At 58.1% G+C, this 23,132-nt stretch carries 18 protein-coding genes and 1 pseudogene; 11 read left to right on the plus strand and 8 right to left on the minus strand.

Features of this window, described 5'->3' with window-relative positions; genetic code table 11:
- Positions 1–325 precede the first annotated feature (325 nt).
- Positions 326–1,021 carry a WbqC family protein gene (locus AC0L2O_RS19225; RefSeq protein WP_473370791.1) on the minus strand — a complete coding sequence of 232 codons (696 nt, stop codon included), beginning with the start codon at positions 1,019–1,021 and terminating at the stop codon, positions 326–328.
- Between the two features lie 722 nt (positions 1,022–1,743).
- Between AC0L2O_RS19225 and AC0L2O_RS19230 the strand changes: the two genes are divergently transcribed.
- Positions 1,744–3,753, plus strand: coding sequence for a hypothetical protein (locus tag AC0L2O_RS19230; RefSeq protein WP_473370792.1), 2,010 nt, complete (start codon positions 1,744–1,746; stop codon positions 3,751–3,753).
- A gap of 21 nt (positions 3,754–3,774) precedes the next feature.
- Here the strand turns inward: AC0L2O_RS19230 and rffA are convergent, their stop codons facing one another.
- Positions 3,775–4,917, minus strand: a complete 1,143-nt coding sequence (rffA, locus tag AC0L2O_RS19235; protein ID WP_473370793.1) for a dTDP-4-amino-4,6-dideoxygalactose transaminase — start codon at positions 4,915–4,917, stop codon at positions 3,775–3,777.
- Positions 4,918–5,008: 91 nt separating this feature from the next.
- Between rffA and AC0L2O_RS19240 the strand changes: the two genes are divergently transcribed.
- Positions 5,009–6,583, plus strand: a complete 1,575-nt coding sequence (locus AC0L2O_RS19240; RefSeq protein WP_473370794.1) for a lipopolysaccharide biosynthesis protein — start codon at positions 5,009–5,011, stop codon at positions 6,581–6,583.
- Between the two features lie 13 nt (positions 6,584–6,596).
- Here AC0L2O_RS19240 and rfbA read toward each other — a convergent pair whose 3' ends face one another.
- Entirely contained in the window at positions 6,597–7,475 is an 879-nt protein-coding gene (gene rfbA, locus AC0L2O_RS19245; RefSeq protein WP_473370795.1) for a glucose-1-phosphate thymidylyltransferase RfbA, read from the minus strand.
- Positions 7,476–7,729: 254 nt separating this feature from the next.
- On the opposite strand from rfbA, the gene AC0L2O_RS19250 reads away from it, so the two are divergent.
- The 3 genes from AC0L2O_RS19250 to AC0L2O_RS19260 all read left to right on the plus strand — a co-directional run bounded on the left by AC0L2O_RS19250 (position 7,730) and on the right by AC0L2O_RS19260 (position 10,733).
- Complete coding sequence (locus tag AC0L2O_RS19250; RefSeq protein ID WP_473370796.1) at positions 7,730–8,758, plus strand: hypothetical protein; 1,029 nt, start codon at positions 7,730–7,732, stop codon at positions 8,756–8,758.
- A gap of 171 nt (positions 8,759–8,929) precedes the next feature.
- Positions 8,930–10,030: a DegT/DnrJ/EryC1/StrS family aminotransferase gene (locus AC0L2O_RS19255; RefSeq protein ID WP_473370797.1), complete on the plus strand. Its 1,101-nt coding sequence runs from the start codon at positions 8,930–8,932 to the stop codon at positions 10,028–10,030.
- Between the two features lies 1 nt (position 10,031).
- Positions 10,032–10,733: an NDP-hexose 2,3-dehydratase family protein gene (locus tag AC0L2O_RS19260; protein ID WP_473370798.1), complete on the plus strand. Its 702-nt coding sequence runs from the start codon at positions 10,032–10,034 to the stop codon at positions 10,731–10,733.
- Between the two features lie 36 nt (positions 10,734–10,769).
- Here AC0L2O_RS19260 and AC0L2O_RS19265 read toward each other — a convergent pair whose 3' ends face one another.
- The 4 genes from AC0L2O_RS19265 to AC0L2O_RS19280 are packed head-to-tail and all read right to left on the minus strand — an operon-like array spanning position 10,770 to position 15,244.
- Entirely contained in the window at positions 10,770–11,558 is a 789-nt protein-coding gene (locus AC0L2O_RS19265) for a class I SAM-dependent methyltransferase (RefSeq protein ID WP_473370799.1), read from the minus strand.
- Positions 11,555–12,751 carry a CgeB family protein gene (locus AC0L2O_RS19270; protein ID WP_473370800.1) on the minus strand — a complete coding sequence of 399 codons (1,197 nt, stop codon included), beginning with the start codon at positions 12,749–12,751 and terminating at the stop codon, positions 11,555–11,557. The genes AC0L2O_RS19265 and AC0L2O_RS19270 overlap by 4 nt, the downstream gene beginning before the upstream one ends.
- A gap of 3 nt (positions 12,752–12,754) precedes the next feature.
- Entirely contained in the window at positions 12,755–13,867 is a 1,113-nt protein-coding gene (rfbB, locus tag AC0L2O_RS19275) for a dTDP-glucose 4,6-dehydratase (RefSeq protein WP_473370801.1), read from the minus strand.
- Between the two features lie 15 nt (positions 13,868–13,882).
- Complete coding sequence (locus AC0L2O_RS19280) at positions 13,883–15,244, minus strand: hypothetical protein (RefSeq protein ID WP_473370802.1); 1,362 nt, start codon at positions 15,242–15,244, stop codon at positions 13,883–13,885.
- A gap of 379 nt (positions 15,245–15,623) precedes the next feature.
- On the opposite strand from AC0L2O_RS19280, the gene AC0L2O_RS19285 reads away from it, so the two are divergent.
- The 6 genes and pseudogenes from AC0L2O_RS19285 to AC0L2O_RS19310 all read left to right on the plus strand — a co-directional run.
- Complete coding sequence (locus AC0L2O_RS19285) at positions 15,624–16,889, plus strand: O-antigen ligase family protein (RefSeq protein WP_473370803.1); 1,266 nt, start codon at positions 15,624–15,626, stop codon at positions 16,887–16,889.
- Entirely contained in the window at positions 16,886–18,211 is a 1,326-nt protein-coding gene (locus AC0L2O_RS19290) for a hypothetical protein (protein ID WP_473370804.1), read from the plus strand. The genes AC0L2O_RS19285 and AC0L2O_RS19290 overlap by 4 nt, the downstream gene beginning before the upstream one ends.
- Before the next feature lie 196 nt (positions 18,212–18,407).
- The gene (locus AC0L2O_RS19295; RefSeq protein ID WP_473370805.1) at positions 18,408–19,466 is read left to right on the plus strand and encodes a Gfo/Idh/MocA family protein; all 1,059 of its coding nucleotides are present in this window, start codon (positions 18,408–18,410) and stop codon (positions 19,464–19,466) included.
- A 3-nt stretch (positions 19,467–19,469) separates the two neighbouring features.
- Entirely contained in the window at positions 19,470–20,198 is a 729-nt protein-coding gene (locus AC0L2O_RS19300) for a formyltransferase family protein (protein WP_473370806.1), read from the plus strand.
- Entirely contained in the window at positions 20,198–21,301 is a 1,104-nt protein-coding gene (locus tag AC0L2O_RS19305; RefSeq protein ID WP_473370807.1) for a DegT/DnrJ/EryC1/StrS family aminotransferase, read from the plus strand. Before AC0L2O_RS19300 ends, AC0L2O_RS19305 begins: the two co-directional genes overlap by 1 nt.
- 74 nt (positions 21,302–21,375) lie before the next feature.
- A pseudogene (locus AC0L2O_RS19310) lies at positions 21,376–21,489 on the plus strand (polysaccharide biosynthesis protein); the annotation flags it as partial.
- A gap of 470 nt (positions 21,490–21,959) precedes the next feature.
- Here AC0L2O_RS19310 and AC0L2O_RS19315 read toward each other — a convergent pair.
- Positions 21,960–22,814, minus strand: coding sequence for a class I SAM-dependent methyltransferase (locus AC0L2O_RS19315; RefSeq protein WP_473370808.1), 855 nt, complete (start codon positions 22,812–22,814; stop codon positions 21,960–21,962).
- Positions 22,815–23,132 lie beyond the last annotated feature (318 nt).

Below are 23,132 nucleotides of genomic sequence, written 5' to 3' on the forward strand. Positions count from 1 at the left end.
GCTTTTCGCCGGAAGCTTTCTGAGTTGGCCCGATCTGCTCCCGGAGCCGGGCGCCAGAATCGGCATTAATCCGGAACTCTCCCGACCGTCTTATCGATTGATGCACTTACTTGACCAAAGGTTGTGTAGCCAAAGTGTGGCGGCCAGTCAGGGATAATGCGACGGGCGAACAGTTGTTTGTGCTAACAACCTGGACCTGGCGACTACGTGGCTCGGAGCGGCGTCCAGTAGGGGTAGCGCATCAGCAATTTCGGGTAAGCAATGAGAGCCGCCTAAGTCTCCAACCACGACCGGGGTGTCTTTGCCCGTAATTGCGGTTTGTGCGTCAGTCCGTGCCTCGACGCTGGGTGAACCGGAATGCTCCAGGACCCGTGTCAAACAGCAGGTCGAGCACGCTCACACCATGTTCAAAGCTACCATGGAGCTGCGGATATTCCGGATACCCGTCGTAGCTCATCCACTCGGTGGCGATTCCGTCAGCGGCGAGAAGGGCCTCGTCAAGGTACGCTCGTGCGGAAGGGCCGCTCAGATAGCGGTCCGCGCCTGCGGCGCGCGCGATCGCAAGAAGCCTCGCGGTTTTTGTACCGTCAGCGGGATAGACGATATCCCGGACAATGCGGGTCCTTAAACCAAGTTGGCCTGCAATTTCGCGAGTGAATAGTTCATTCACATCAGTGAGACGCGTCTCCTTGTCGGCCCGCTCGTACCAGGCCCGCACGATTGGCGCGAGCAGGTCGAAGAACGGTGCGCGACAATAGGCTAGTTCGAGTGCCCGCCAGTGCTTCTCGGCCCACGGCTTTTCAATCACGACTTCGTCGATTGCCTGGTCGAACCGCCCTTTGGTCACCACAGGTATCGTGAGCCACTCGAGGCCCTTGGCAGTTTTGATGCGGTTTCGATTGTGCCAGTGTCGTTTTACGAACTGCATGCGATCGAAGATCACGTACTCATCGCATCGCCCGATTAGGTCAAAAAATCCCTTCCATGGGATGTAGCAGGACTGAATGATAGCGATTCTCACTTTATGGCACCTGGTAGATTTCTGTCCTGCCGAGGATAAAGAACACGTGTGTCTACGTTGAAGCTCTGCGCTCCCTTCCTGTCGGGCTGGCACGGCTTACTCTTCGGCCGGGCTTGTACACTTTGCGTTCACAACGGTCCACAGTTCTGCTTGACTTGCAATCGACGTTCGTAGCGGCGTCCCAAAGTTCTCCATCCAATAGACGTTCAGGAGAGCCTGTTCGGCGGGCTTTGCTATCAAGGAAATGCCGGCGTTTGACCGCAATCGTGTGAGGAAACTTCGATTTACTGCCTCTTCTGCGACGGCGCACGGCGAAAGGCGCAAGTGTCAGGACGCCCAAGCCATAGATTGGGTGGAGCGGATATCATTCTCGAAGGCCTCGAACGCGGAGACTGATTATTTCTTTGCTGATGACTTTTCCGACGAGCTTTGCTCGATGTAGGACCCTCGTCGCAAGCCGGGAGAACGAGCAATCGAGTACTTCAAGAATTGCACTTAGTCGAGGCGGGTCATCGCGCGTCGATGCCGGCGCTCAGCGCAACGGTGTGGCTGCAGCGATAGTCGGCGCAATAGACCTGGACACCGCGTATGCCCATCGTGCGGCCGAACGTGATCTATGCGGTCCATGGCGGTCATCAAAGCGGAAAGGTAAGTACCTCGACTGACCTATAACCGTATGGCCTCTCGAAAAGCAATCAAAAAACTATACCGCGACTGCAGACATGGACTGGATTGTTGTCAGGACATATGTGATTTGGCGTGGTGAACCGCAACATCACCTGCTAGATGTGTGTCGGTCTTCGATGTTCGCATCGAGTTCGGTCAGCACCCGAGATCAACGAATTGCGCCTTCGGATTTAACCTTGCTCAACGCTCAAAGGTCATCGACCGCAACAGAAAATATGCGAAGTGTGCGATCGGCGAAGGTGTTCGAAGCAACGGCCCTTTGCGCATGCTTGATTGCTAGCTTCTCCGTTCTGATTTGGATCCTGCGCCTCTGCCAGCACGGGCTCGATTTCACCGACGAAGGTTTTTATTTGAACTGGATTGCAGTTCCGCAAGAGTATCGCGCATCGATTTCGCAGTTTGGATTTGTATATAATCCTCTATTCCGACTTGTCGGACAGGATGTTGTGCTGCTCAGGCAAGCAAACGTATTGATCATTTTTTGTTGTGGCTTCCTACTGTCTTTCACTACCCTCCACACGCTGCTCGCAAGTCCATCTGGGAAATCAGATGTACCGGCGGGCCGTCTATTCGCCGCCGCGCTAGTAATCGCTAGCGGCTCGTTAACCTTTTTTGACCTGTGGCTGCCGACTCCGAATTACAATTCCCTTACGTTCGTATCCTTGATGATTACCTCCGTCGGGGTGCTCCTGAGCAGCCGCGCTTTAACACGACTGAGCCTCGGCGGATGGGTTGTCGTCGGAGCGGGAGGTGCGTTGGCCTTTCTTGCCAAGCCGCCCGCGGCGGCTCTTCTCGGCGCCCTCGTGCTCGCATTCACGGTTGCAGTCGGCAAATTCTCGATTCGCGGATTGCTCGCGTCCATTGTGACCGCACTGCTGATCCTGATCTTCGTCGCGATCGCCGTCGATGGCTCGCCCCAAGGGTTTGTAGCCCGGATGCAGCATGGCTTCGAGTTCAGCGCTGTGATGGCGGCCGGTCAGTCCGTCGGAAATCTGTTTCACCTGGATGTCTTTACCCTAAGCCAGGAGCAGCGCAACAATTTTGGCAAGCTCCTCGTCCTGGCTTTCGTCCTGATCGCGCTCACCGCCAGTGCGATATCGGCGCTCAGGATCGCGTCCGCGATCATCGCCGCGATTGCTTCAACAGTTGTGGTCAGTGTGAGTCTCGGGTGGATGACTCCGACGATCTCGTACGAGCCCTTTCAGCCATTGCTATTCTGCGCGATCCTGTTTGCGACAGTCGTCGCGGCACTGCCCTTTTCGCAGCGGAGGAGTGCGCTTCTTTCGCGGGAGATCCTTGCGACCACCGCATTCTTTGTCGTCCTGCCGTATGTATACGCCGTTGGGACCAACAACAATTATTGGCAACAGGGCGCGCGAGCCGGATTTTTCTGGCTGTTGGCAGCTGTCGTGCTCAACACCGCGCCGGGTGCGAAAGAGGGGGCTCTCTCCCGGCGCCTTAACCCCGTCCTTGCGGCGGCCTTGCTTGCAACGGTTGGAATTCTGTCTGCTTCAGCAGAGCATCCCTATCGCCAGATCGCACCCTTACGGATGCAGAATACGGTGACCGAATTCGGCATCGGCAATCAACACCTTCTGCTGAATTCTGAAGCGGCAGCCTATGTTCATAACCTCAAGACCATTGCGGCCGACAACGGATTTGCGCCGGGTAGCCCCGTGATCGATTTGAGCGGCGTTAGTCCCGGCGCTGTCTATGCTCTTGGGGGGGAGGCCCCCGGCGCCGCCTGGCTGAGTGCCGGATATCCCGGCAGCAGCAATTTCCTGAAAGCTGCGTTGGCAAACGTCGGGTGCGCACAGCTCGTCTCGTCTTGGCTGCTGACGGAGCCCGGCTCGCGGGATTCATTTTCGTTTGACGAGCTCAGTCCGTTCGGAATCGACGTCCTGCGCGACTACAAGGAAGTCGGGGCGGTCCAGTCCGTCCGGGCCTTCGCGCCGGTCAAATTCGAGCAGCGCCTTTACAAGCCGGTGCGAAACCTGAAGGCTGCTGCTGATGCGTGCGAGCGAGCCAATACGGTGAAGCCGTAGCAACCAGGGCTACGCACCGGATCAGCGCAAGAGAATGTCCCGCAGCATTTCGCAGACCCGCTGCTGCTGCGATTCGCTCAAACCGATCCAGAACGGCAGCCTGATCAGTCGCTCCGAGACCGAAGTCGTGATCTTGAGCTCGCCGGCCGCGCGGCCAAACCGCCGCCCTGCCGGCGACGAGTGAAGCGGCACATAATGGAACACCGCGTGAATTCCGCGCTCCTTGAGCGTGGCCAGGACTGCGCCGCGGTCGATCTCCGGTGCCAGTAGGACGTAGTACATGTGTCCGTTCTGGCGGCAGGCGTCAGGCACGATGGGCCGGCGCAGCACGGCCCGCTGCTCTAACCCGGCGAGCATGTCATGGTAGCGATTCCAGATCGCTAGGCGCTCGGCCGTGATGCGCTCTGCCTGCTCGAGTTGGGCCCAGAGAAACGCCGCGGTGATCTCGTTCGGCAGGAAGGAGGAGCCGACATCCTGCCAGTTGTACTTGTCCACCTCGCCGCGGAAGAACCGGCTGCGGTCGGTCCCTTTCTCTCGCATGATCTCGGCGGCAGTGTCGAATTCGGGATCGTTCACCAGGATACATCCGCCTTCGCCGGACATGATGTTCTTGGTCTCATGAAAGCTGAAGCTTCCGATGCGCCCGATCGCCCCGAGCGGGCGTCCCTTGTAGTCGGCCATGATGCCCTGGGCGGCATCCTCGACAATGCTGAGGTTGTGGCGCTCGGCGATCGCCAGGATCGGGTCCATGTTGCAGCTGACGCCGGCGTAATGCACGGGGGCGATCGCGCGCGTGTGCGACGTGATCGCGGCTTCGATCTGCCGCTCGTCCAGGTTAAGCGTGTCTTCGCGAACATCGACGAACACGGGCACCGCACCGCGAAGAACGAATGCGTTCGCGGTCGAGACAAAGGTAAAGGAGGGCACGATGACTTCGTCGCCGCTCTTGAGGTCGAGCATCAATGCGGCAAGGTCGAGAGCGGACGTGCAGGAGTGCGTCAGCAGCGCCTTGGCAGATCCGGTCTTCCGCTCGAGCCATTCGTGGCAGCGCTTTGTGAATGGACCGTCTCCCGACAAGTGGAAATTCCGTTGCGCCTGCTCGATATAGCCAAGCTCGTTTCCGGTCAGATGCGGCCGATTAAAAGGTATGAACTCGGATCCCATTCCTCACTCATCCAACCTTCGAGGTCTCGCCGGAATCATATCGACATCCATCCACCAGGCTGCTAGCTCGCTCCCGTGGAGAGAGATGGCCTTGAAGCAAAAAACCGATGCGAGCGGAAGCTTTGGGTCGGCCGATCCCGGGGGTCATAGCCGGGTTCGCCGCCTTGTTCAAGGCTGGTCGGCAAATCTGGTCCAGCTGGCGTTGGGCATCACGCAACAAGTCCTCCTCGTGCCGGTCTTCCTGCATTTCTGGAGCAGCGAGGTGCTCGCGGCCTGGCTGGCAATCGTCGCCGCCGGAAACCTTATGCTCGTCGCAGATGCCGGCCTGCAGCTCCACGCGATCAACCGCTTCCTGAGCTTCAACTCGAGCGTCGACCCCGATGGGCGCACGGCAAGCTTCTACGGGCGCATACGGCGGATCTATTTCGCCGTTGCCGGCGCGCTCAGCGTTGTCGTGCTGGCGCTCACGCAACTTGCGCCGCCGTCGGCCGTGCTGGGATTCCAGGGAGTCGGGGACTTCGATGCTGCCCTTCCGATCATGACGATCGGCGTGCTGCTCATCCTGCCGTCCAATCTGGTGTCGGCGTTGTACCGGGCGCGTGGCGAGTATGGTCGCGCGGTGTGGCTTCAGAATAGCGCCATGTTCGTCGCACAGGTGGCTCAGCTCGCTGCCATCCTGACGTTTGGTACGCTGGTCGCCGTCGCCGTCGCCTTCCTCTCGACGCAGGTTGCGATGGCTCTCTTCCTCGTCACAATCGATGCGCCGCGCCTCTTTCCGTTTCTTCGCCGAAAGCAGGCGCTCGTGTTCCGGCGTCAGTCTTTGCGCTGGTCGGCCGGGCAATTCCGGCTGGCGTTTCCGTTCGCGGTTGCCAACGTGACCGAACTCGCGCTGCTCAACGCACCCGTGCTCTTGGTCAGCGCCCTCCTGATCGATCGCATTGCTGTGGCGCAGTGGGGACTGACGAGGGTGGTCGTCGGGCTCTTGAGAGGATTGTGCGTCCAGGTCAGCCTGCCGCTCGCCGCCGAACTCGGGCACGACCACGCCCTCGGGGACAGGGAGCGTCTGCGCCAGCTCTTTGCGCGGGGCTCGCTGCTTATCACGGTACTCTGCAGCCTTATCGTATCGGGTCTCCTGCCGTTCTGGCCCGACTTCTTCGCCTTATGGACGCACGGCAGCGTTCCCTACGACGCCCCGCTCACGGCGAGCCTGCTGCTTGGCTCCGTCGCCACGGCCCCATCGCTGCTCGCGCTCTCCTTCGCCAACTACAGCAATCGCCGGGACCTTCTCGTTCGCACGAAGGGCCTACAGCTCGTTGCCTTCCTCGTTCTCTCCGTCACGCTGATCCCCCTGCTGGGACTGTTGGGAGCGGCCATTGCGATCGTCCTGAGCGACCTGCTGGTTCAGATGGGCGTGCTCGGCCTCATCGTCATGCGCCAGACCCTGCAGAATGCATTTCGTCACCTGCTGTTCAGCGGAGTTGTCGCCGCGGCTATCATTCTCCTCGGGTACGGCCTCGGCGCGTTCATCAGGTCCTCTCTGCCGCTTGCGGGCTTCCCACGTCTCGTCGGCGAAAGCGTGCTATGGCTGTTCGCGATGGGCCTTGTCGCCGGCGTGATCTGGTTGCGTGGCGTGCGCGAGCCACTCATGACGTCCATTCCGGACTAGCGGACTGACGATTCTACTCCTGAAGTGCGGCCTGGCGGATGAGATATTTGCCGTAGGCCGTATTCTTCAACGGCTCGGCAAGCTTCACGAGCTGTTGAGCGTCGATGAAGCCCTGGATGAAGGCGACTTCCTCGGGGCAGGCGATCTTCAGTCCCTGCCGCTTTTCCACGATGTAGATGAACTCGGAGGCTTCCAGAAGTGATTCGTGGGTGCCAGCGTCGAGCCATGCATAACCGCGACCAAAGCGCTCGGCGCGAAGCTCGCCGCGGTCAAGATACCATTGATTGACGTCGGTGATCTCAAGTTCCCCGCGCGCCGAAGGCTTGATCTCGCGAGCGACGTCGACGACGCGCTCGTCATAGAAATAAAGGCCCGTCACGGCATAGTTGGATTTCGGCGCCTTTGGCTTCTCAATGATTCCCACCGGACAGTGCGATGCGTCAAACTCGATCACGCCATAGCGTTCGGGATCGTCGACCCAGCTCGCGAACACCGTTGCACCACGCGTCTGCTCGGCGGAATCGCGCAGCAGGGCGCTTAGATTGTCGCCATAGAAAATGTTGTCGCCCAGGATCAGCGCGCAGGGGCTGCCTGCCAAGAATTGTTGGCCGATCAGGAATGCCTGTGCGATGCCGCCGGGATGATCCTGGACGGCGAAGGACAGCTCGATTCCCCACTGCCGGCCATCGCCGAGCAGCCGTTTAAACTGATCGATCTCTTCCGGAGTGGTGATGATCAGCAGCTCGCGGATTCCGGCAAGCATCAGGGTGGACAGGGGATAGTAGACCAGCGGCTTGTCGTAGATCGGCAGCAATTGCTTCGAGGTCGCTAGCGTCAACGGATAGAGCCGGGTTCCCCGACCGCCAGCCAGAATAATACCTTTGCGTTTCATGTGCTCGCACTCTATGTCGATTGTTCACGGCCGCTCAGGTGGTCCGTTAGCACGCGCCGGAGCCAACTCAAAGGTCAGGGCCAACCGTGCCGACGCCGACAACGTACCTAGAGGAAATCGTTAATTGTTGCAAGGTTTTAGGCTGGATCTAGGCTGATTGCGAGGCCTCCATCTCCGGGCTAGGAATGGAGCGGGGGCGTCTCCGGCACGACGTTCCACCCGCCGCGTCCCTTCCGGCTGACCGACAGGGCACCATGGCGAAGCGCGTCTACTGCACTTACTTTGACCACAACTACCTGCCGCGAGGCATCGCCCTGTATCAGTCGCTGCAACGGCATGCGCCCGGTGCGCGGTTGTGGGTGCTTTGTCTCAACGACATCTGCTACCGCGCACTCTTAGCCCTCGACCTTCCGCATCTCGTGCCGTGCCGACTCGCCGATTTCGAGGCCGCTGATCCTGAGGTGACGGCGACGCGGTCGACGCGCAGCATGATCGAATATTTCTTCACCTGTTCGCCCGCCTGGATGCTCTTCGTGCTGAAACGAGAGCAAGACGCGGAATGGGTGACGTATCTCGACGGCGATCTATATTTTTACGCATCGCCCGAGCCGATCTATCAGGAGCTCGTAGGCTCGTCGGTCGCGATCATTCCCCACCGCTATACCCGGAAGATCGCGCGGCTGAAGAAGTTCGGCACTTACAATGTCGGCTGGGTTGGCGTTCGCAACGAACCGGACGGTCGGGCGGTCATCGAGTGGTGGCGAAAGAAGTGCATCGAATGGTGCTATGATTACGTGGACAACGGGCGCTTTGCCGACCAGGGCTATCTTGATGCCTTTCCCGGCCTGTCGGCGCGGGTGAAGGTCGTCGATAACATTGGAGCGAACCTGGCTCCCTGGAACATCGGCAATTATCGCATCGATTTCGGCGACGACGCGGTCCTCATCGACAAGGCGCATCCGTTGATATTTTTCCATTTTCAGGGGCTGAAGAAGGGGCTGGGCTGGTTCATTTTTAACAATCACCGGCGCTATCGGGCGCCTTTCTGCACGGACGCGCGCGAACACATCTACAAGCCCTACGTCAATGAGTTGCTCGAGATCGAAAGACGTACCAGCGCGTTCATCGATGTTCCCAAAATGAAGCCGCATGGGCGGTCATCGATTGTCGGTCTCAGGAAATATCTGGAGGGCAAGGCGCGAAATCTGGCAACGCGCATTTTGCAGTTGCTCGACATCGTGACCGGCCGGGCCTTTTTCGTCTACAAAGGAGTTGCGCGCTGAGAAGCCGCGCGCCCGACTGGCGTCCGTGTTCGGGGGCACGGCAGGACCTTTCGATCGATGCCGTTGGCCGTGATCCGTCGAAGCCGCCGCTGTCGACATTCAAGTTGAGGTTTGCTAGTTCGTCTTTGAACCTACTTCAGAGCGTCAAGAACCATGAATCAGTGGTGACCAATGCTGCCGCCGTTTTGGGAATACGGACGTGAATATGACGAGTTGCGGGACGAAATTCTCGCGGCAGTCGATCGTGTGTTCAGATCGGGCCAGTTGATTCTCGGGCCGGAGGGGCTGGCGTTCGAACGTCAGATGGCCGAAACCGTCGGAGTGACGGGAGGCGTCGGCGTCAACAGCGGCACTGACGCGATCTATATTGCGCTCGCCGCGCTTGGCGTGAAGGCCCGCGACGAGGTCATCACGGTGCCGAACACCGCGGTTCCGACCGTATCGGCGATCCGGACGCTCGGCGCACGGCCAGTCTTCGTCGATATCCGGGACAATGATTTCCTGATGGATGTCGAACAGGTTGAGGCGGCAATCACGCCACGCACGAAGGCGATCATCCCGGTCCACTTATATGGCCAGTGCGTCGATCTGGACCCCCTGATGGCGCTGGCCGAGCGGCACGGGCTCAAGGTGATGGAGGACTGCGCGCAGTCGCAAGGCGCGCTCTACAAGGGGCGTCAGTCGGGCAGCATCGGTCATGCGTCCTCGTTCTCGTTCTATCCGACCAAGCTGCTCGGCGGCTACGGCGACGGCGGAATGGTGCTCAGCGGCGATCAGGCGGTCATCGATCTCGCTCGTTCGTTGCGTTTCTATGGGATGGAGCAGACCTACTACGCCGAAAGACACGGGTTCAATTCGAGGCTGGACGAGGTCCAGGCCGCAATTCTGTCGCTGAAGCTGCCGAAGGTGGAAGGTTGGATCGAGCGTCGCCGCAACGTAGCCGCCCGTTACAGGCGCGGCTTTGCAGGTTGCGGTCTGGAGATGCCGGCCGAGAACAACTATGGCCGTCACGTCTACCACCTTTTCGTGGTGGAGGCGCCGGGTGAGCGCGACGAGACCCTGGCCCGAATCCAGGCGCGAGGTCTCAAATGCGGCGTACAGTACAGGTGGCCCATCCACCTGATGCGAGGCTATCACGATCTCGGCTATCGCTCTGGACAGTTCCCCGTTGCAGAGAAGAAGGCGCGAAGGGTTTTCTCCTTGCCCATCTATCCGCACCTCACGGACGGCGAAGTCGATGCAATCATTGATGTCGTGAGAGCGGAGATCTAGCATGGCCGAGAACCAGAACCTTGATTGGCTGAGGGACAGGCTGCGGGCGTCACTGCACGCGGAAGCCAGTGACCCTTCCGAACTGATTGAATGGCTGGAAGGGCGGCGCAAGCAGGTACCGTTTGCCGCCCACTTGATCGCGTTGCGCGATGTTGCGAACTGGCGACAGGACAACGGCGGCAATATCTACAATGTGAGCGGACAATTCTTCCGCATCGAAGGCGTCAGGGTGCAGAGCGCACCTGGCCTTCGCGAGATAGCCGGGTGGGACCAGCCGATTTTCACGCAGAGCGATGGCGGCGTTCTCGCGTTGTTGTGCCGGGAAACGCGAGATCGTGGCGTGGAGTTTCTGCTGCAGGCAAAGGCTGATCCGGGCAACATAGGCCATCTGCAGTTATGCCCGACCGTTCAGAGCACGTGGGAAAACATCCGCGGCCTGAAAGGCGCTCGCCGCGCGCCGTTCGCGGAATGCCTCGATCCCTCCGACAATATTCGTCTGATCTACAGATCGAAGCACAATGAGGAAGGCAGCCGCTTCTGGCAGAAGTCGAACGAGAACATGATCCTGTTCGTGGAGGACGCGTCCGCGCTGACGATCGACGATCGCACCTACCGCTGGGCAAGTTTGTCGCAAATCAAGCAGATGACGCTTCTCGACAACGTCGTGGGACCCTACGTCAGGACCGTCGTCGCGCCGCTGTGACGTTCAGTTGATAGCGACAACCTCTCACCTCAATTGTTACCTTTTCGAGAGAAGATAGGTCTCTGCTTTTGAATGATGACCTGTCACCTTGGACAAGTCGTACGGGATGGATGGCCAGCTTCGTTCCAGGCGCAGCCCGGCTGCTTCGCACAAGCCGATCAGTTCCTGCCTATTGAAAACGATCTCGACCACGGGCGCGCCATAGGCATATTTCCGCAGATACGTAGTTGGATGATCGTCGAACACCGGCACGCTGTGCAAGATGCAGCAGTCGGCGGCGACCCGCGCCGCCTCGCAGATCGCTGCGGGATAATCGATGATGTGCATCAGCGATACGCCGTTGAACACGATATCGAAGGCGGCGTCGGCATAGGGCAGGGCGGTCGCGTCGGCAACCTCGAAGGCTGCGGAAGGGTAGTTGGTATGCGCCCGCTCGATCATCGCGGCTGAATAGTCGATGCCGGTGTAACGCAGACCGCCTCTGACCAAGGTATCAAACACGTCCGAATAGTAGCCGCTGCCGCATCCCACCTCGAGCAATCGAGGCTGCGCGATGCCGGTCGCAGCAACGGCCTCTGCGGCCACCCTGAGGTCGAGCCGCGGCTCTCCCCGCTTCATGGCCGCGATCAGGCCAAGATAGGCCCGCTCCTGGCGGCGCACGGTCCGCGCAGCGAGCCAACCGCCCGATGAAGCCTGAGCGTTCCGGGCTTCCTCGACCCCGCCAAGCACATTGTAGTCGGTCGACGTCAGGATCTGTCGGCGGAGCAGCGGCGACGCGTTGACAACCCGCTTGCCGATTTGCCTGATCGCGGGGGGCAGCTTCATGGTCGCAGCCTCAAGCTTTCGACGTAGCTGAGAATTTCTTTCGTGCGATGACGATAGGTGTGTTCGCCCAGGGTCTTTGCGTGACCCGCCTGCGCGATGGCGGTGCGGCCGCCGGGATCGCTGAGATATCGCTCGACGGTCTTAAGGCAATCGTCGACCGTGCGCCACACGGCGACTTCGCGATCGGGCTCGAACAGGGTGTGAAGATTGTCCTTGAAGTCGGTGAGCAGGAATGTCCCCACGCCGGTCGCCTCGAACAAACGCATGTTCCCGGCTTGGTGGCCGACGAGGTCGATGTGCGAATTCAGCGTAATCTTCGACCGCCGCAACACCTGGTACATGTCGGCGCCCCAGATCTCGCCTTGGAAGCAGGCGTGCAAAGGAGAGGAGGCGGGAAGCGTTCGCGAAAGCGCGCCCCACAATTTCAGGTCATACCGTTGCGCCACGGCCTCGAGCAGCTTGATCCGCTGTCGATGGTCGTCGGAGACCGTGCCGACAAACGACACGTCGACGGGAGCCTCCGCCGTCATCGCCGGAAGCCGCTCCAGCACGACCGGATCGAAAGCGAGATGGTTGACTTGGGCCCGAATGCCGCGTCTACGGAACCACTCGACGATCGTCGGCAACAGCGAAACTATTAGGTCGTAGGCGGCCCAGTCTTCGCCGGGGGACGGCTTAATGCCAACCTGTCCGATAATAAGCGAGTTGCACACCGCCTTGATTCGGCGGATCAGCCGCGTGTCGACATGGAAGACGTCCTGGTTGAGAATGAGATCGGGCTGGAAGTCCTCGATCTGCGCGAGCAGGATGCGTTCGCCCTGCTGATCGAGACGCGGACTGAGGCCCACGCGCCGCGCAAGCGGCCGCAGCAACGGCTTGAAGGGGATGACTGCCTGTTGCACCCAGCCAGGGAGCCGCTGTCCCATACCGGACGTGATTTCCGCAGGTGTTTCGACCCCCATGCCATGTTCACGCGCCCAGGCCGATTGCAGATATGAGTTGTTGACGTGGACCTCCGCCGCGGCATGGCCGAGTTCCGCGAAGTTGCGCGAGTAAAAATCGGCCACACCGAACAGGGTCGCGTTCCTAGCCGACATCTGGTCAGCGTAAGAGGCTTCAGACAGGGCAGCCTCGCGCCGGTACAGCCACGCCAGGAAACGCGGGTAGTCGGCATTGAGTATGAGAATGCGCATCCGCTAGACCGCGATCCGGAAGCTGTAATTCTTGTCGAGCCAGTCTTTGTAGCCGCCGCTTACGATCTCACCCCACCAGCTTTGGTGGTCGAGGTACCAGTGTACTGTCTGATCAAGGTCGGCCTCGAAAGTGATGCTGCAGCTTTCGCCGAGTTCGGTTGCGAGCTTGCGTGCATCGATCGCGTAGCGACGGTCGTGGCCGGGCCGATCCGTGACATAACGGATCAGCGAGCGGCAGGATTGACCGGCGGCCGGCGGGCATGACGCAAAGCGCGCGGCCAGCGCCGGATTTTCGGCAAACGCGCGGTCGATCAGATCGCAGATCGTGCCGACGACCTCGCGATTGCTCCGCTCGCTGCCGCCACCGACATTGTAAGTCTCGCCCGGAGATCCCCGTTCGATGACCGTCATCAGCGCCCTGCAGTGCTCGGAAACGTGCAGCCAGTCGCGAATGTTCGATCCATCCCCATAGATCGGCAGCGGCTTTCCCTCCAGCGCATGGATGATCACCAGGGGAATCAGTTTTTCCGGATGCTGGTAGGGGCCGTAATTGTTTGAGCAATTGGTGATCAGTGCCGGGAGCCCGTAAGTCACCACGAAAGAGCGGACCAGATGGTCGCTGGCCGCCTTGCTGGCCGCGTAGGGCGAATTCGGACGATAGGGACTTGACTCGGAGAAGGGCGGGTCCATGGGTCCGAGTGATCCGTAGACTTCGTCGGTCGAGATGTGGAGAAAGCGGGCATGATGCATAATGTCCGAGTCGCGCCAGGCATCGAGAGCCGCCTTAAGCAGGGTGAACGTGCCGAGCACGTTGGTCTGGAGGAACGCCTCGGGATCGGCAATGGAACGGTCCACATGTGATTCGGCGGCCAGATGCAGCACGCGATCGAACTTCTGCTCGTCAAACAGCGCGCGCACCAGACTGGCATCCCTGATGTCGCCATTGACGAAGACGATCTTGCCGTTCGTGATCAATGGTTCGAGGCTGCGGATGTTGGCCGCATATGTCATCGCATCCATAACGACCAGCCGGTCGTTTGGACGAGCTGTCCGCCACGCATGCACCAGATTTTGGCCGATGAACCCGGCTCCTCCAGTGATCAGAACATTATACATGCAACACCTCGACGATTAGCATTGGCCTTGTAAATGAGCAGTTGCGGCCGGAACGTTCTGCTGGGCGGTGAAAACTGCCCTTGGCGTGATATACCAGAGAACGAACAAGAGTAGGGCCCCGTTCGACAGCAACGTCGTGGTCAATGGTACGTTCAGGAACACTTGGCTCAACATTCCCCCCGATAGAATGATGAACCTCGGACGCAGGCCGGCGGCCGCTCGGTTTCCGAGCGAAATGACCAGTCCGCAGGCGACCGCCGCAACGGGCGCCGAAAAGGGGCCGACCGACGCGATACCTTCCGTGGCAAACAGTGATGCGTTCAGGTTCCCAAGCTCATAATTCTTGGACATCAAGACAGATAGTGGGTCGCTATAGGCACAGCCAAGGAGCGTCTTGACCAGAAGGATCTGGCAAAAATGCGTTAGTTGATGGGTCGAAAAGAAGTCGTTGTAGACGTCGAGTGCAATCGAGGGAAACGCGATCATTCGGAAGTTGATTGTCGAGAAGTATTTGATGAACAGATCGTAGGGGATCGCTCCGAGCTTGTAAGGAATGATCAGCAAGAGTCCGCCTGAGATCGGCAGGAGCAGCGAGAGGACAATGGCGGCTCTGGGTTCGAATCTTCGGGCGAGGACAGCGAGAAAGAGAAGCCAGAACGGCGCGAAGAAAGTCGTCTTGGTCAAGGTGATAGGATAGAACACCAGCAGCAGGAGGAGGGCAATCGCAGCTTTCACTCGTTCGCCGCACATGATGAAGCTCGCAAAGGCGAACGGCAGCAGCGCGTTTGAAGTGATGCCGATTGCGTATCGTAGGGGAGCAGGAAATTCCAATGCATTCCGGAAGTCATAGATTTTGTCAATGCTTGCCAGCTTGAAATTGTAAAATGTGCCGGTCGCGACCGTCGTGGCCGCGATTATCAGGATGCCCAGCCGCAACCTCTTCGCTGCATCATCGCTTAATACAACATATTGCTTGATGGGCGCGGTGATAAAAAGAACCGGGACCAGGAACGCGATGATCGAGACAATGGCAGAAGCGACAGGCAGTGCCCGATCGTAAGGGAATTTCGAGAACGCGCTGAGCCACGCATAGCCGACGACCAGAGTGTACAGATAGAAGCCCACGAAATAGCCGAAACCGAACCGGGCAAACGCAAAAAGCGCGCCGACTGCAGCGAGCAGCAGAACGATCAGCCCCGCCATCGGCAAACGTGCCTGCGCGAACGCGACCGCTCCGGTGTAACCGTAGAACTGGGCGACATAGACCAGCGACAGGCAGCAGGCGAAGAGGTGGACCCAAATTAACAACAAGCGTCCCCGCCACGATGCGGGAATCATCAGGCCAAGCGGTGCGAGGGATCGTTCCGCGGCTTTCATTCTGGCTTGCCGAAGAATGGAAGGCTCACGTACCAGAGTAGGAAGACCGGTGCAAGCGAGGACGATGCTGCTCTACATCGGCAAATTGTATGATCGCGCAGTCGAACCGGCTGACGCAGCAGCCGTCCCAAGCATCCACCACCATCCAAGAAGAATTCAGATCGGCCGTAATGCGCTGCTTTGTCATCGATCGACCGGATTGATGATGAGACACGAGAAATGCTTGCATCCGAAAAGATGCTGCGATGCACACGGCTGCCGTTATTGACAGTTGAGGGTTCGATGCTAGACGAGTTTTCGTTGAGAATTTGAGGGCTCCTAGTTGTATCCACTCATCATTCAGCGATGCATATCGAAATCCGTTGGTTGGCAGATCTTCTTGGCCGCGCTGATTTCGAGCGTGCCACTCACCATCTTAGTTGCCGGCGTGACGGGAAACACAAGAAATCCCGCAATCACCGCGGCGCTCCTAGGCGTACCGATGGTTGGGCTACTCGGATTTAGCCGATGGTCAAACTTTCAAAAAAACGAAGTTGACCTGTTTTTCTCTGCCTTTGCCGCAACAGCAATCGCGTCGATTGTGGCCAATGGGCTTCCACCGCAAAAATCGCTGGGACTTTTCGCGTTGTCACTTATGGCTTATCCGGCATGTCGATTCGGGCCACGGCGGCGGGAACACGGTGCATTCATTGTTCTGACATCCATGATTGTGTTGGTCGGCACGGTGGTGAGCGCAATTGCCCTGATCAGCCAATGGAGCGACAGGCATGGCAAACCTCTAGTGTTCGGTCTATTCGATCATGCGGCAGCCGTTTTTCTTTTCTCTTTGGCAATCCTGATTATCGGCTTGGTGGTCGAGAACACCCTGACACCCAAAAAGGCGACTTTCGTAGCCATTGCGATAACAATACCGATCGCTGTTTTCGCCGCTGCACAAGTCCGCTTTACCTTTATTGCGCTGGGCCTCGCGCTCTCACTGGGTTGGTTGATTGTCAGGAAACAGCAGCGACTCTACGTATTTGCCGTCCTTGGCGTGGTGGTGCTATCTACAGTTATCGGGCTAATTTGTCGTCAAAATGCCAGCGCGGAATTCTTACTTCAAGCGCTACTTCCAGTTCCATCGCTGTCTGCTCCTGAGATCATCAGCACACCGCCGGCTCAGTCTCTCGCGGGCACTGCCGACCCTGCGACGATCGCGGCGACGGCAGTTTCTCGGCAAATCAGATTAAGTAACGCGGGCCCCGAATGCCGGGAAACCAACAATTCGGTCTCGATGCGGCGAACCTTGATAAGTCAATCACTCCAAATTATCCCGAGGGCCGGCCTGCTCGGAATTGGATTGTCTTCTTTCGCCGGCATTTCTTGTTTGGGACGAGATCCTCACAATTCGATTCTGCAAGCGGCAGTTGAGTTCGGTCCCTTCGGAGCATTCTTTCTAGCGCTAGTTATCCTATCGGTTGTGCGAGGACTTTGGACAAATCGAGATCATAGATCATCCGAGGTCAACTTTGTGCTCTGCAGCTTCGCTTTCGTGACAATCATGGACATGGCGCACGGCCATCTCATAAACGAGATCTTGCTTTTCGCGTTCGCAGGGTATGGATCGCAGCTCATCGGCCTAGCGCGAAAAGAGGCAGCAAGATGAGCAAAAACCTTGTCGCTGACCGATTGATCAGTCGGGAAAGACTTTATCTTTTGGTGCTCGTCGCCTCTTTTGTGGGAGCTCTTTACTTCTTGCTATGGCGCTCGGCCGAATATTTTCACGCCCATAACTATCATATCGGCCTGCCTCATGATCGCGCCGCCGTCCTTGTGCTTCCAGCCTGCCTTGCGATGCTGCTGGGCTCAATCTTCGTATTCGCCCGCTTCAATTTCGGATATTTCGTCGGATACTACTTGTTTTCAATTGTCACGGGCTACTTGTGGGTCAACACATTCAGCATGCTTGACTATGATCAAGCAGCGGCATTCTGGTTGGTGGTTCTCTCTCTCATTCTGTTCTTGATACCAGCACTAGTAACGAGAAACGTTTTCATCGAGCGGCGTCCTTTCGTGTTACCCAAGCGATCGCCCGAAGCCATCCTAATAATTGCCGCGGGCGTACTGGTAGCCGGCTCGTTCCATGGTTTCTATCTGATTGGCATTGAGGGGATGATTGAACATCGGGATGACATCGTTCGATCTGCCGGAATGAACTATATCATAGGCAATCTTATCGGAGCGGCCATACCATTCGCGTTCGCTTGCTTTATTGAGCAGCGGCGTTGGATAATGTGCGCTGTCTTAGTCATGGTGACATTGCTCTATTATCCCGTCACATTAACCAAGACGGCACTCTTTGCCGCTCCATTCTTGCTGTTTGTTGCAGTTGCCTCACGATGGCTTACTCTTCGACTGGCCGTGATGGCATCTCTGTTGTTGCCGCTGTTGATCGGCGTAATTGCGATCGCTGGCGTCGACTGGGGAACGATCAAGGCGTCCTGTTGGCGATGGGACGCATTCATGATCCCAGCGTTCCGATTCATTGCTTTTCCCTCGCTGTCACTCGAGCACTATCTGGCATTTTTTCACGATCACCCATTGACCCACTTTTGCCAGATCGGCTTAGTCAAGCGGCTAACAGCCTGCCCCTATCGTGAGCCGTTGGCTTTGGTGATGGAGCGTGCCTTCGACATGGGACGCATGAATGCTTCGCTGCTCGCAACCGAGGGCATCGCTTCGGTCGGACCAGTGTTCGCGCCTCTCGTCTCGTTCGGATGCGGCGTCGTTTTCACTCTCGCAAATGCTGTATCGGCTCATTTGCCCGCTCGCTTCGTGCTTATTTCCGGAGCGATGATCCCTGTTACGCTTCTGAACGTTCCGCTTTCTGTGACAATGACGACCAATGGCCTTGCGCTTCTAATACTTCTCTGGTTTTTGTCACCCTCAGACTTGCGGCAATGGTGTTCCGACAGGAGCGTTTCTTAGCTCTCAGTTCCAGTTTCCAGTTATCTGGACCAGCAAGGGGACGCTTTTAGCAAACAATCTTTGAGGAGTGGAGCGCGGTTCCCCCTAGCGTCCCAACTGGCTTGATCTAAAAGAGGTTTTGCGTATAGACCTCTAGGCCGCGAGAAGGATAGTTGAGGTGTCTTGGCCTCGACCTGCGCGATCAGGGGGAAGTTCTATGCTCAGATTCGGCTTGCTCGGTTGTGGACGTATCTCCAAACGGCACTCGGATCTGCTTGGCTCTAATCAGATCGAAAATGCCCGGCTGACCGCGGTTTGCGATCCGGTTCGTGACCGCGCCGACGCTGTGGCGACGAAATTCGGCGTATCCGCATACTATGACATCGAGACCTTCCTTGCCCGGAAGGACATCGACGTCGTCACCGTGCTGACGCCGAGCGGCCTGCATCCCGAGCATGCTATCGCGTGTGCGAAGGCGGGCAAGCATGTGGTCGTCGAAAAGCCTATGGCGCTCCGGCTCCAGGATGCCGACGACATGATCCGGGCCTGCGATCAGGCCGGCGTTAAGCTATTCGTGGTCAAGCAAAATCGCTTCAACGTGCCGGTGGTCAAGGCGCGCGAGGCCCTAGACGCCGGCCGCTTTGGCAAGCTGACGCTCGGAACGGTCCGAGTGCGCTGGTGCCGCCATCAGGATTATTACGACCAAGATGCTTGGCGCGGCACCTGGGCCTATGACGGCGGCGTGCTCACGAACCAGGCGAGTCACCACGTCGATATGCTCGAATGGTTTTTCGGTGACGTCGTCAGCGTCCATGCCCGTGCCACAACCGCGCTCGCGAATATCGAGACCGAGGATACCGCCGTTGCGACGCTTAAATTCCGCAACGGGGCGCTGGGCATCATCGAGGCGACCACCGCGGCGCGTCCGACCGACCTCGAAGGCTCGCTCTCGATCCTCGGCGAGAGGGGTACGGTCGAGATCGCTGGCTTCGCCGTCAACCAGATCAGGCACTGGCGTTTCGTCGATGAGCTGCCGACCGACAAGGAGGTCGTCGAGAAATTCTCGGTCAATCCGCCTAACGTCTATGGATTTGGCCATCAGGCCTATTACCAGCATGTGGTGGATTGCTTGCTTCACGAGCGCGCCGCGCTGGTCGACGGTCTCGAGGGGCGAAAGAGCCTTGAGCTGATCTCGGCGCTCTATGAGTCGATCGAAACGGGCAGAGAAGTGTCGATTCGGTTCTCTCCCCAGAAGGTTAGGTTGGGGCAAAGATGAGCCATGGGTAACCTTCCGATTTCCGTCGGCATCATCACCTACGATCACTCGCATCTGAAGACGGAGCAGATCGTTCATCGTCTTCGCCTGAGAGCGCGTCTCTCCCGCGGGCCGGTCTACGAGTTGAAGCTATTGGCGTTGCCATTCGTTCAGCGCGCGGAACGGAACGTTTTGTTCCAGCATCGACCGGATCAAACTCGAGCGCCAAGCACGCGCGAATTAGCGTGCTTCCACAATATTGAATTTCTGCCATGCAACTATGATTCAATTCCAGATGTGGCCGACTACTATCTGGTCGCGGGCGCCGGCATTTTCTCCGACGCTGCGATTGGGAGAAAGCGGATCGTCAATTGCCATCCAGGCATAATTCCGAGCACCCGCGGACTCGATTCGTTTAAATGGGCGATTCTTGATGGGGTGCCACTTGGTGTGACACTGCACTTTATCGACGCGGAGGTGGATGCGGGGCAAACGCTTGCGGTCGTCGAGACGCCGATGTTTCCGGAGGACGATCTGGAGGTGCTCGCCGGGCGTCACTATGAGCTCGAACTTGAAGTCCTGTGCGAATTTATGAGTATATTGAGGGTGCCGAATCGATCGAGCGCTCAATATCCGACTAATCCAGCGCGACGGCGCATGCCTATTGACTTGGAGCGAGAAATGGTCGCGCAGTTCCCGTCGTACAAGGCGAGATTTGCGGCCAATTCGGCTCGCAGTTGGAAGGAGGTCTAATGCGAGTACCATTTGCCGATTTGCACCTTCAGTATCGGAACCTGCAGTCCGAAATTGACGGCGCGATCGCGGCCGTCATCCGCGACGGTGCATTCATCCGCGGGCCTTTTGTAGACGCCTTCGAGGCGGAATTCGCCGAGGCCGCCGAGGCGAAGCATTGCATTTCCTGCGCGAACGGCACGGACGCGCTATATCTTGCGATGGTCGCGCTCGGGGTGAAGTCGGGCGATGAAGTGATCACGACGGCGCATTCCTGGATCTCAACGTCCGCGATGATCACTCATTCCGGCGCCAAGGTCGTGTTCTGCGATACCGACGATTCCACGTTCACGATCGATCCGGCAGCGATCGAGCGGGCGATCACCCCCCAGACCGTCGGCATCATCCCAGTGCATCTGTTCGGCCAGCCGGCTGACATGGACGCCATCATAGCGATCGCGCGGAAGCACAAATTGTGGGTGATAGAGGACTGCGCGCAGGCGCACTTAGCTCGCTACAAGGGCCGGCTCATCGGCACGTTCGGAGCGGCTGCAACCTACTCGTTCTACCCAGGCAAGAATCTGGGCGCGATGGGAGATGCGGGTGCGGTCGTTACCAGTGACTCCGCATTAGCCGAACACATGACCAAGCTTGCCCGGCATGGTGGTGTGGTGAAGCATAAGCACGACATCGAGGGCATCAACAGCCGTCTGGACGGAATGCAGGCGGCAATCCTGTCGGCCAAGCTGCCGCATCTCAAAGCCTGGACCGAGGCCCGACAAAAAGCTGCATCGGTCTATAATGCCGGCCTCACGCAGATCGAGGATCTCCAGGTGCCGCAGGTCGCGCCCGGGCGCACGCACGTCTACCATCTCTACACCGTCAAGCATCCGAAGCGCGACGCCTTGGCGAGCTACCTGAGTTCAAACGGCGTGCAGACGGCAATCAATTACCCGACGGCGTTGCCGTTGTTACCAGCATACAGCCGGTATGAGCACACCTCGGAGCAGTTTCCAAACGCGGTTGGCAATCAGCAGAAAATACTCTCTCTGCCGATGTTCGCCGAGATCAGCCGGGAGCAGCAGAACTACGTCGTCGGTTTGATCCGGAAGTTCGAAGGTTAGGGTCTGCTTCCCGCAGCGCCGACGACTTCGCGATAGCGCTGGATCGCGACGTCTTCGCTGTACTTGCCGGCGACGCCGACAAGGCGATCGAACCGGTGTCGATGCTGGGCCTGACCAAGCGCTTCGCCGAAATGTATTGCCAGGCGCTCGACCGTGACCTTGCGGCAGGCAGCGGCGACGCCAAGCCGATTTGCAGCAGCCACCGCCGCATAAGGCAGCAAGAAGGGCGCAGTCACGGTGAGTCGTCGCGAGCCAGCACTACCCGCCGGATCCAAGCACGACGGCGGCGATCATGGCATCATGGCCGAGATCGCCTAGGTCGGTGCGCAGGACCTGCTCTAGCCAAGCTCGGCAGGATCGGATCCGAGATCTTAGGTTCCGATTAATCGGTGCTTATCGGTGCCCCGGAGCAAAGGCAAAACTTGCTCGGCCTGGAGCGCTACGAGAAGTCTTCCCAGGCGCGACAGCGGCGTGTGCTCAAACGCCTCAAGCTGGTCAACAGACGACGGGCCGAAGTGATCGGAACCGGTGTCGCGCGCGGGGACATGGCAGGTGTCGTATTGCTGCCGCCACCATAAGATTAGACGATAGATTGGATGACGGAACGGGTGCCAGATCACTGTGGTCCTGCAGGCGAGGGTCGGCCATGTTGTGAGCCCTAGGTGACCTTCCAAGAGACACCGATGCCGGCGCCTCGATACCAGTGGTCGGCAGGTTCTTCCGCTAGAAAGACAAATCGCCGTCCCTCGCGCATTGAAAATTCAGCAAGCTTAGAAGTGACGTGCGAGTTGTCACCAAGAACGATTGCATGAGCGGACAACTTTTCTTTTATGGCCTGGTATTCCTCGGCCTCATATTTTGCGCTGTGTTCACTGTCATTGATGAACAAATCGACCCGGCTGTCAAAGGCGCGGAGAGACTGGATAGAATCTCCGTATAAAACAACTCCAATGGACGAATACGGAGGCTTCAAGTAGAAGCCAGCGTCTTTGTTGATATCCGTTCCGTAATAACGACCGGGGTGTCCTTCCGCTGTGTTGCGCAATAGTGCGGCGCACAGCACCACTGCTCCCATCCCCTGATCGACACCGGTTTCGATAATAACCCTTGGTTTCACCGATCGAGCGATAGCGTACCAGACCATGCGGCGTCCTACGTGAGGCCACTGGTCCGTACGAAACCGCTCTGGATGGTCTTTCCATAGCCCGTTTATGTGATTATTAAACTCGACATCCTCTTCAATTTCTCGGAAATATGATCGAATCGTTTCGAAGGGGACACCGACGATCCCACTAAGGCCGGCAGCAAGATTGGTCCGACACCTATCGGTGAGGTTATAGGTAAAGTTGGCGTCAGCCCGCGATCTGAAAAGCCACTTAGTCCAGTTTGCAACAACCGGAGCAATATAGTCTCTTCCAGTTTCGTAAGCCCGAAACGGCATATTGATTGCCGGGAAAAAAGGATACTTCATCAGGCGGCGCTTGGCCGCGCTCAGGCGATTTCTGACCTGCATATAGATCATTTCCAAATAAGACGGTGAGTATCGGTGCTCAGTTATGTTGCGTCAAGCTGACTGGGCTATCCAATTTGAAAACGGAAGTTGATTGGACGCAAATTTGAGTTCTTAGGAGGAGGTCCAAGCTGTGCGCCATTTAAGCCGTTTTAAAGACGAGGATACGCCGCCTGAACGTTGACTTCATTCTGATGGAGTGCTTATTCGTGAATCGTATTGAATTGGCAAATCCTAGGCGTTGTAGAAGTCCACACTGGTTTGCAATTCAGGAGCGATGCCCGCCGCTTCCTGCGCAGAAGCGTAATCTCACTTCTCTCT

Source organism: Bradyrhizobium sp. Kon10 (genome assembly GCF_055807395.1).

What these genes read in the sequence shown, in the direction of transcription:
- AC0L2O_RS19255 (WP_473370797.1), top strand. Translation starts at nt 8,930, where the DNA reads ATGCTGCCGCCGTTTTGGGAATACGGACGTGAATATGACGAGTTGCGG.
- AC0L2O_RS19305 (WP_473370807.1), top strand. Translation starts at nt 20,198, where the DNA reads ATGCGAGTACCATTTGCCGATTTGCACCTTCAGTATCGGAACCTGCAG.
- AC0L2O_RS19315 (WP_473370808.1), bottom strand. Translation starts at nt 22,814, where the DNA reads ATGCAGGTCAGAAATCGCCTGAGCGCGGCCAAGCGCCGCCTGATGAAG.
- AC0L2O_RS19295 (WP_473370805.1), top strand. Translation starts at nt 18,408, where the DNA reads ATGCTCAGATTCGGCTTGCTCGGTTGTGGACGTATCTCCAAACGGCAC.
- AC0L2O_RS19290 (WP_473370804.1), top strand. Translation starts at nt 16,886, where the DNA reads ATGAGCAAAAACCTTGTCGCTGACCGATTGATCAGTCGGGAAAGACTT.
- AC0L2O_RS19260 (WP_473370798.1), top strand. Translation starts at nt 10,032, where the DNA reads ATGGCCGAGAACCAGAACCTTGATTGGCTGAGGGACAGGCTGCGGGCG.
- rffA (WP_473370793.1), bottom strand. Translation starts at nt 4,917, where the DNA reads ATGGGATCCGAGTTCATACCTTTTAATCGGCCGCATCTGACCGGAAAC.
- rfbB (WP_473370801.1), bottom strand. Translation starts at nt 13,867, where the DNA reads ATGTATAATGTTCTGATCACTGGAGGAGCCGGGTTCATCGGCCAAAAT.
- rfbA (WP_473370795.1), bottom strand. Translation starts at nt 7,475, where the DNA reads ATGAAACGCAAAGGTATTATTCTGGCTGGCGGTCGGGGAACCCGGCTC.
- AC0L2O_RS19265 (WP_473370799.1), bottom strand. Translation starts at nt 11,558, where the DNA reads ATGAAGCTGCCCCCCGCGATCAGGCAAATCGGCAAGCGGGTTGTCAAC.
- AC0L2O_RS19230 (WP_473370792.1), top strand. Translation starts at nt 1,744, where the DNA reads ATGGACTGGATTGTTGTCAGGACATATGTGATTTGGCGTGGTGAACCG.
- AC0L2O_RS19280 (WP_473370802.1), bottom strand. Translation starts at nt 15,244, where the DNA reads ATGAAAGCCGCGGAACGATCCCTCGCACCGCTTGGCCTGATGATTCCC.
- AC0L2O_RS19270 (WP_473370800.1), bottom strand. Translation starts at nt 12,751, where the DNA reads ATGCGCATTCTCATACTCAATGCCGACTACCCGCGTTTCCTGGCGTGG.
- AC0L2O_RS19250 (WP_473370796.1), top strand. Translation starts at nt 7,730, where the DNA reads ATGGCGAAGCGCGTCTACTGCACTTACTTTGACCACAACTACCTGCCG.
- AC0L2O_RS19300 (WP_473370806.1), top strand. Translation starts at nt 19,470, where the DNA reads ATGGGTAACCTTCCGATTTCCGTCGGCATCATCACCTACGATCACTCG.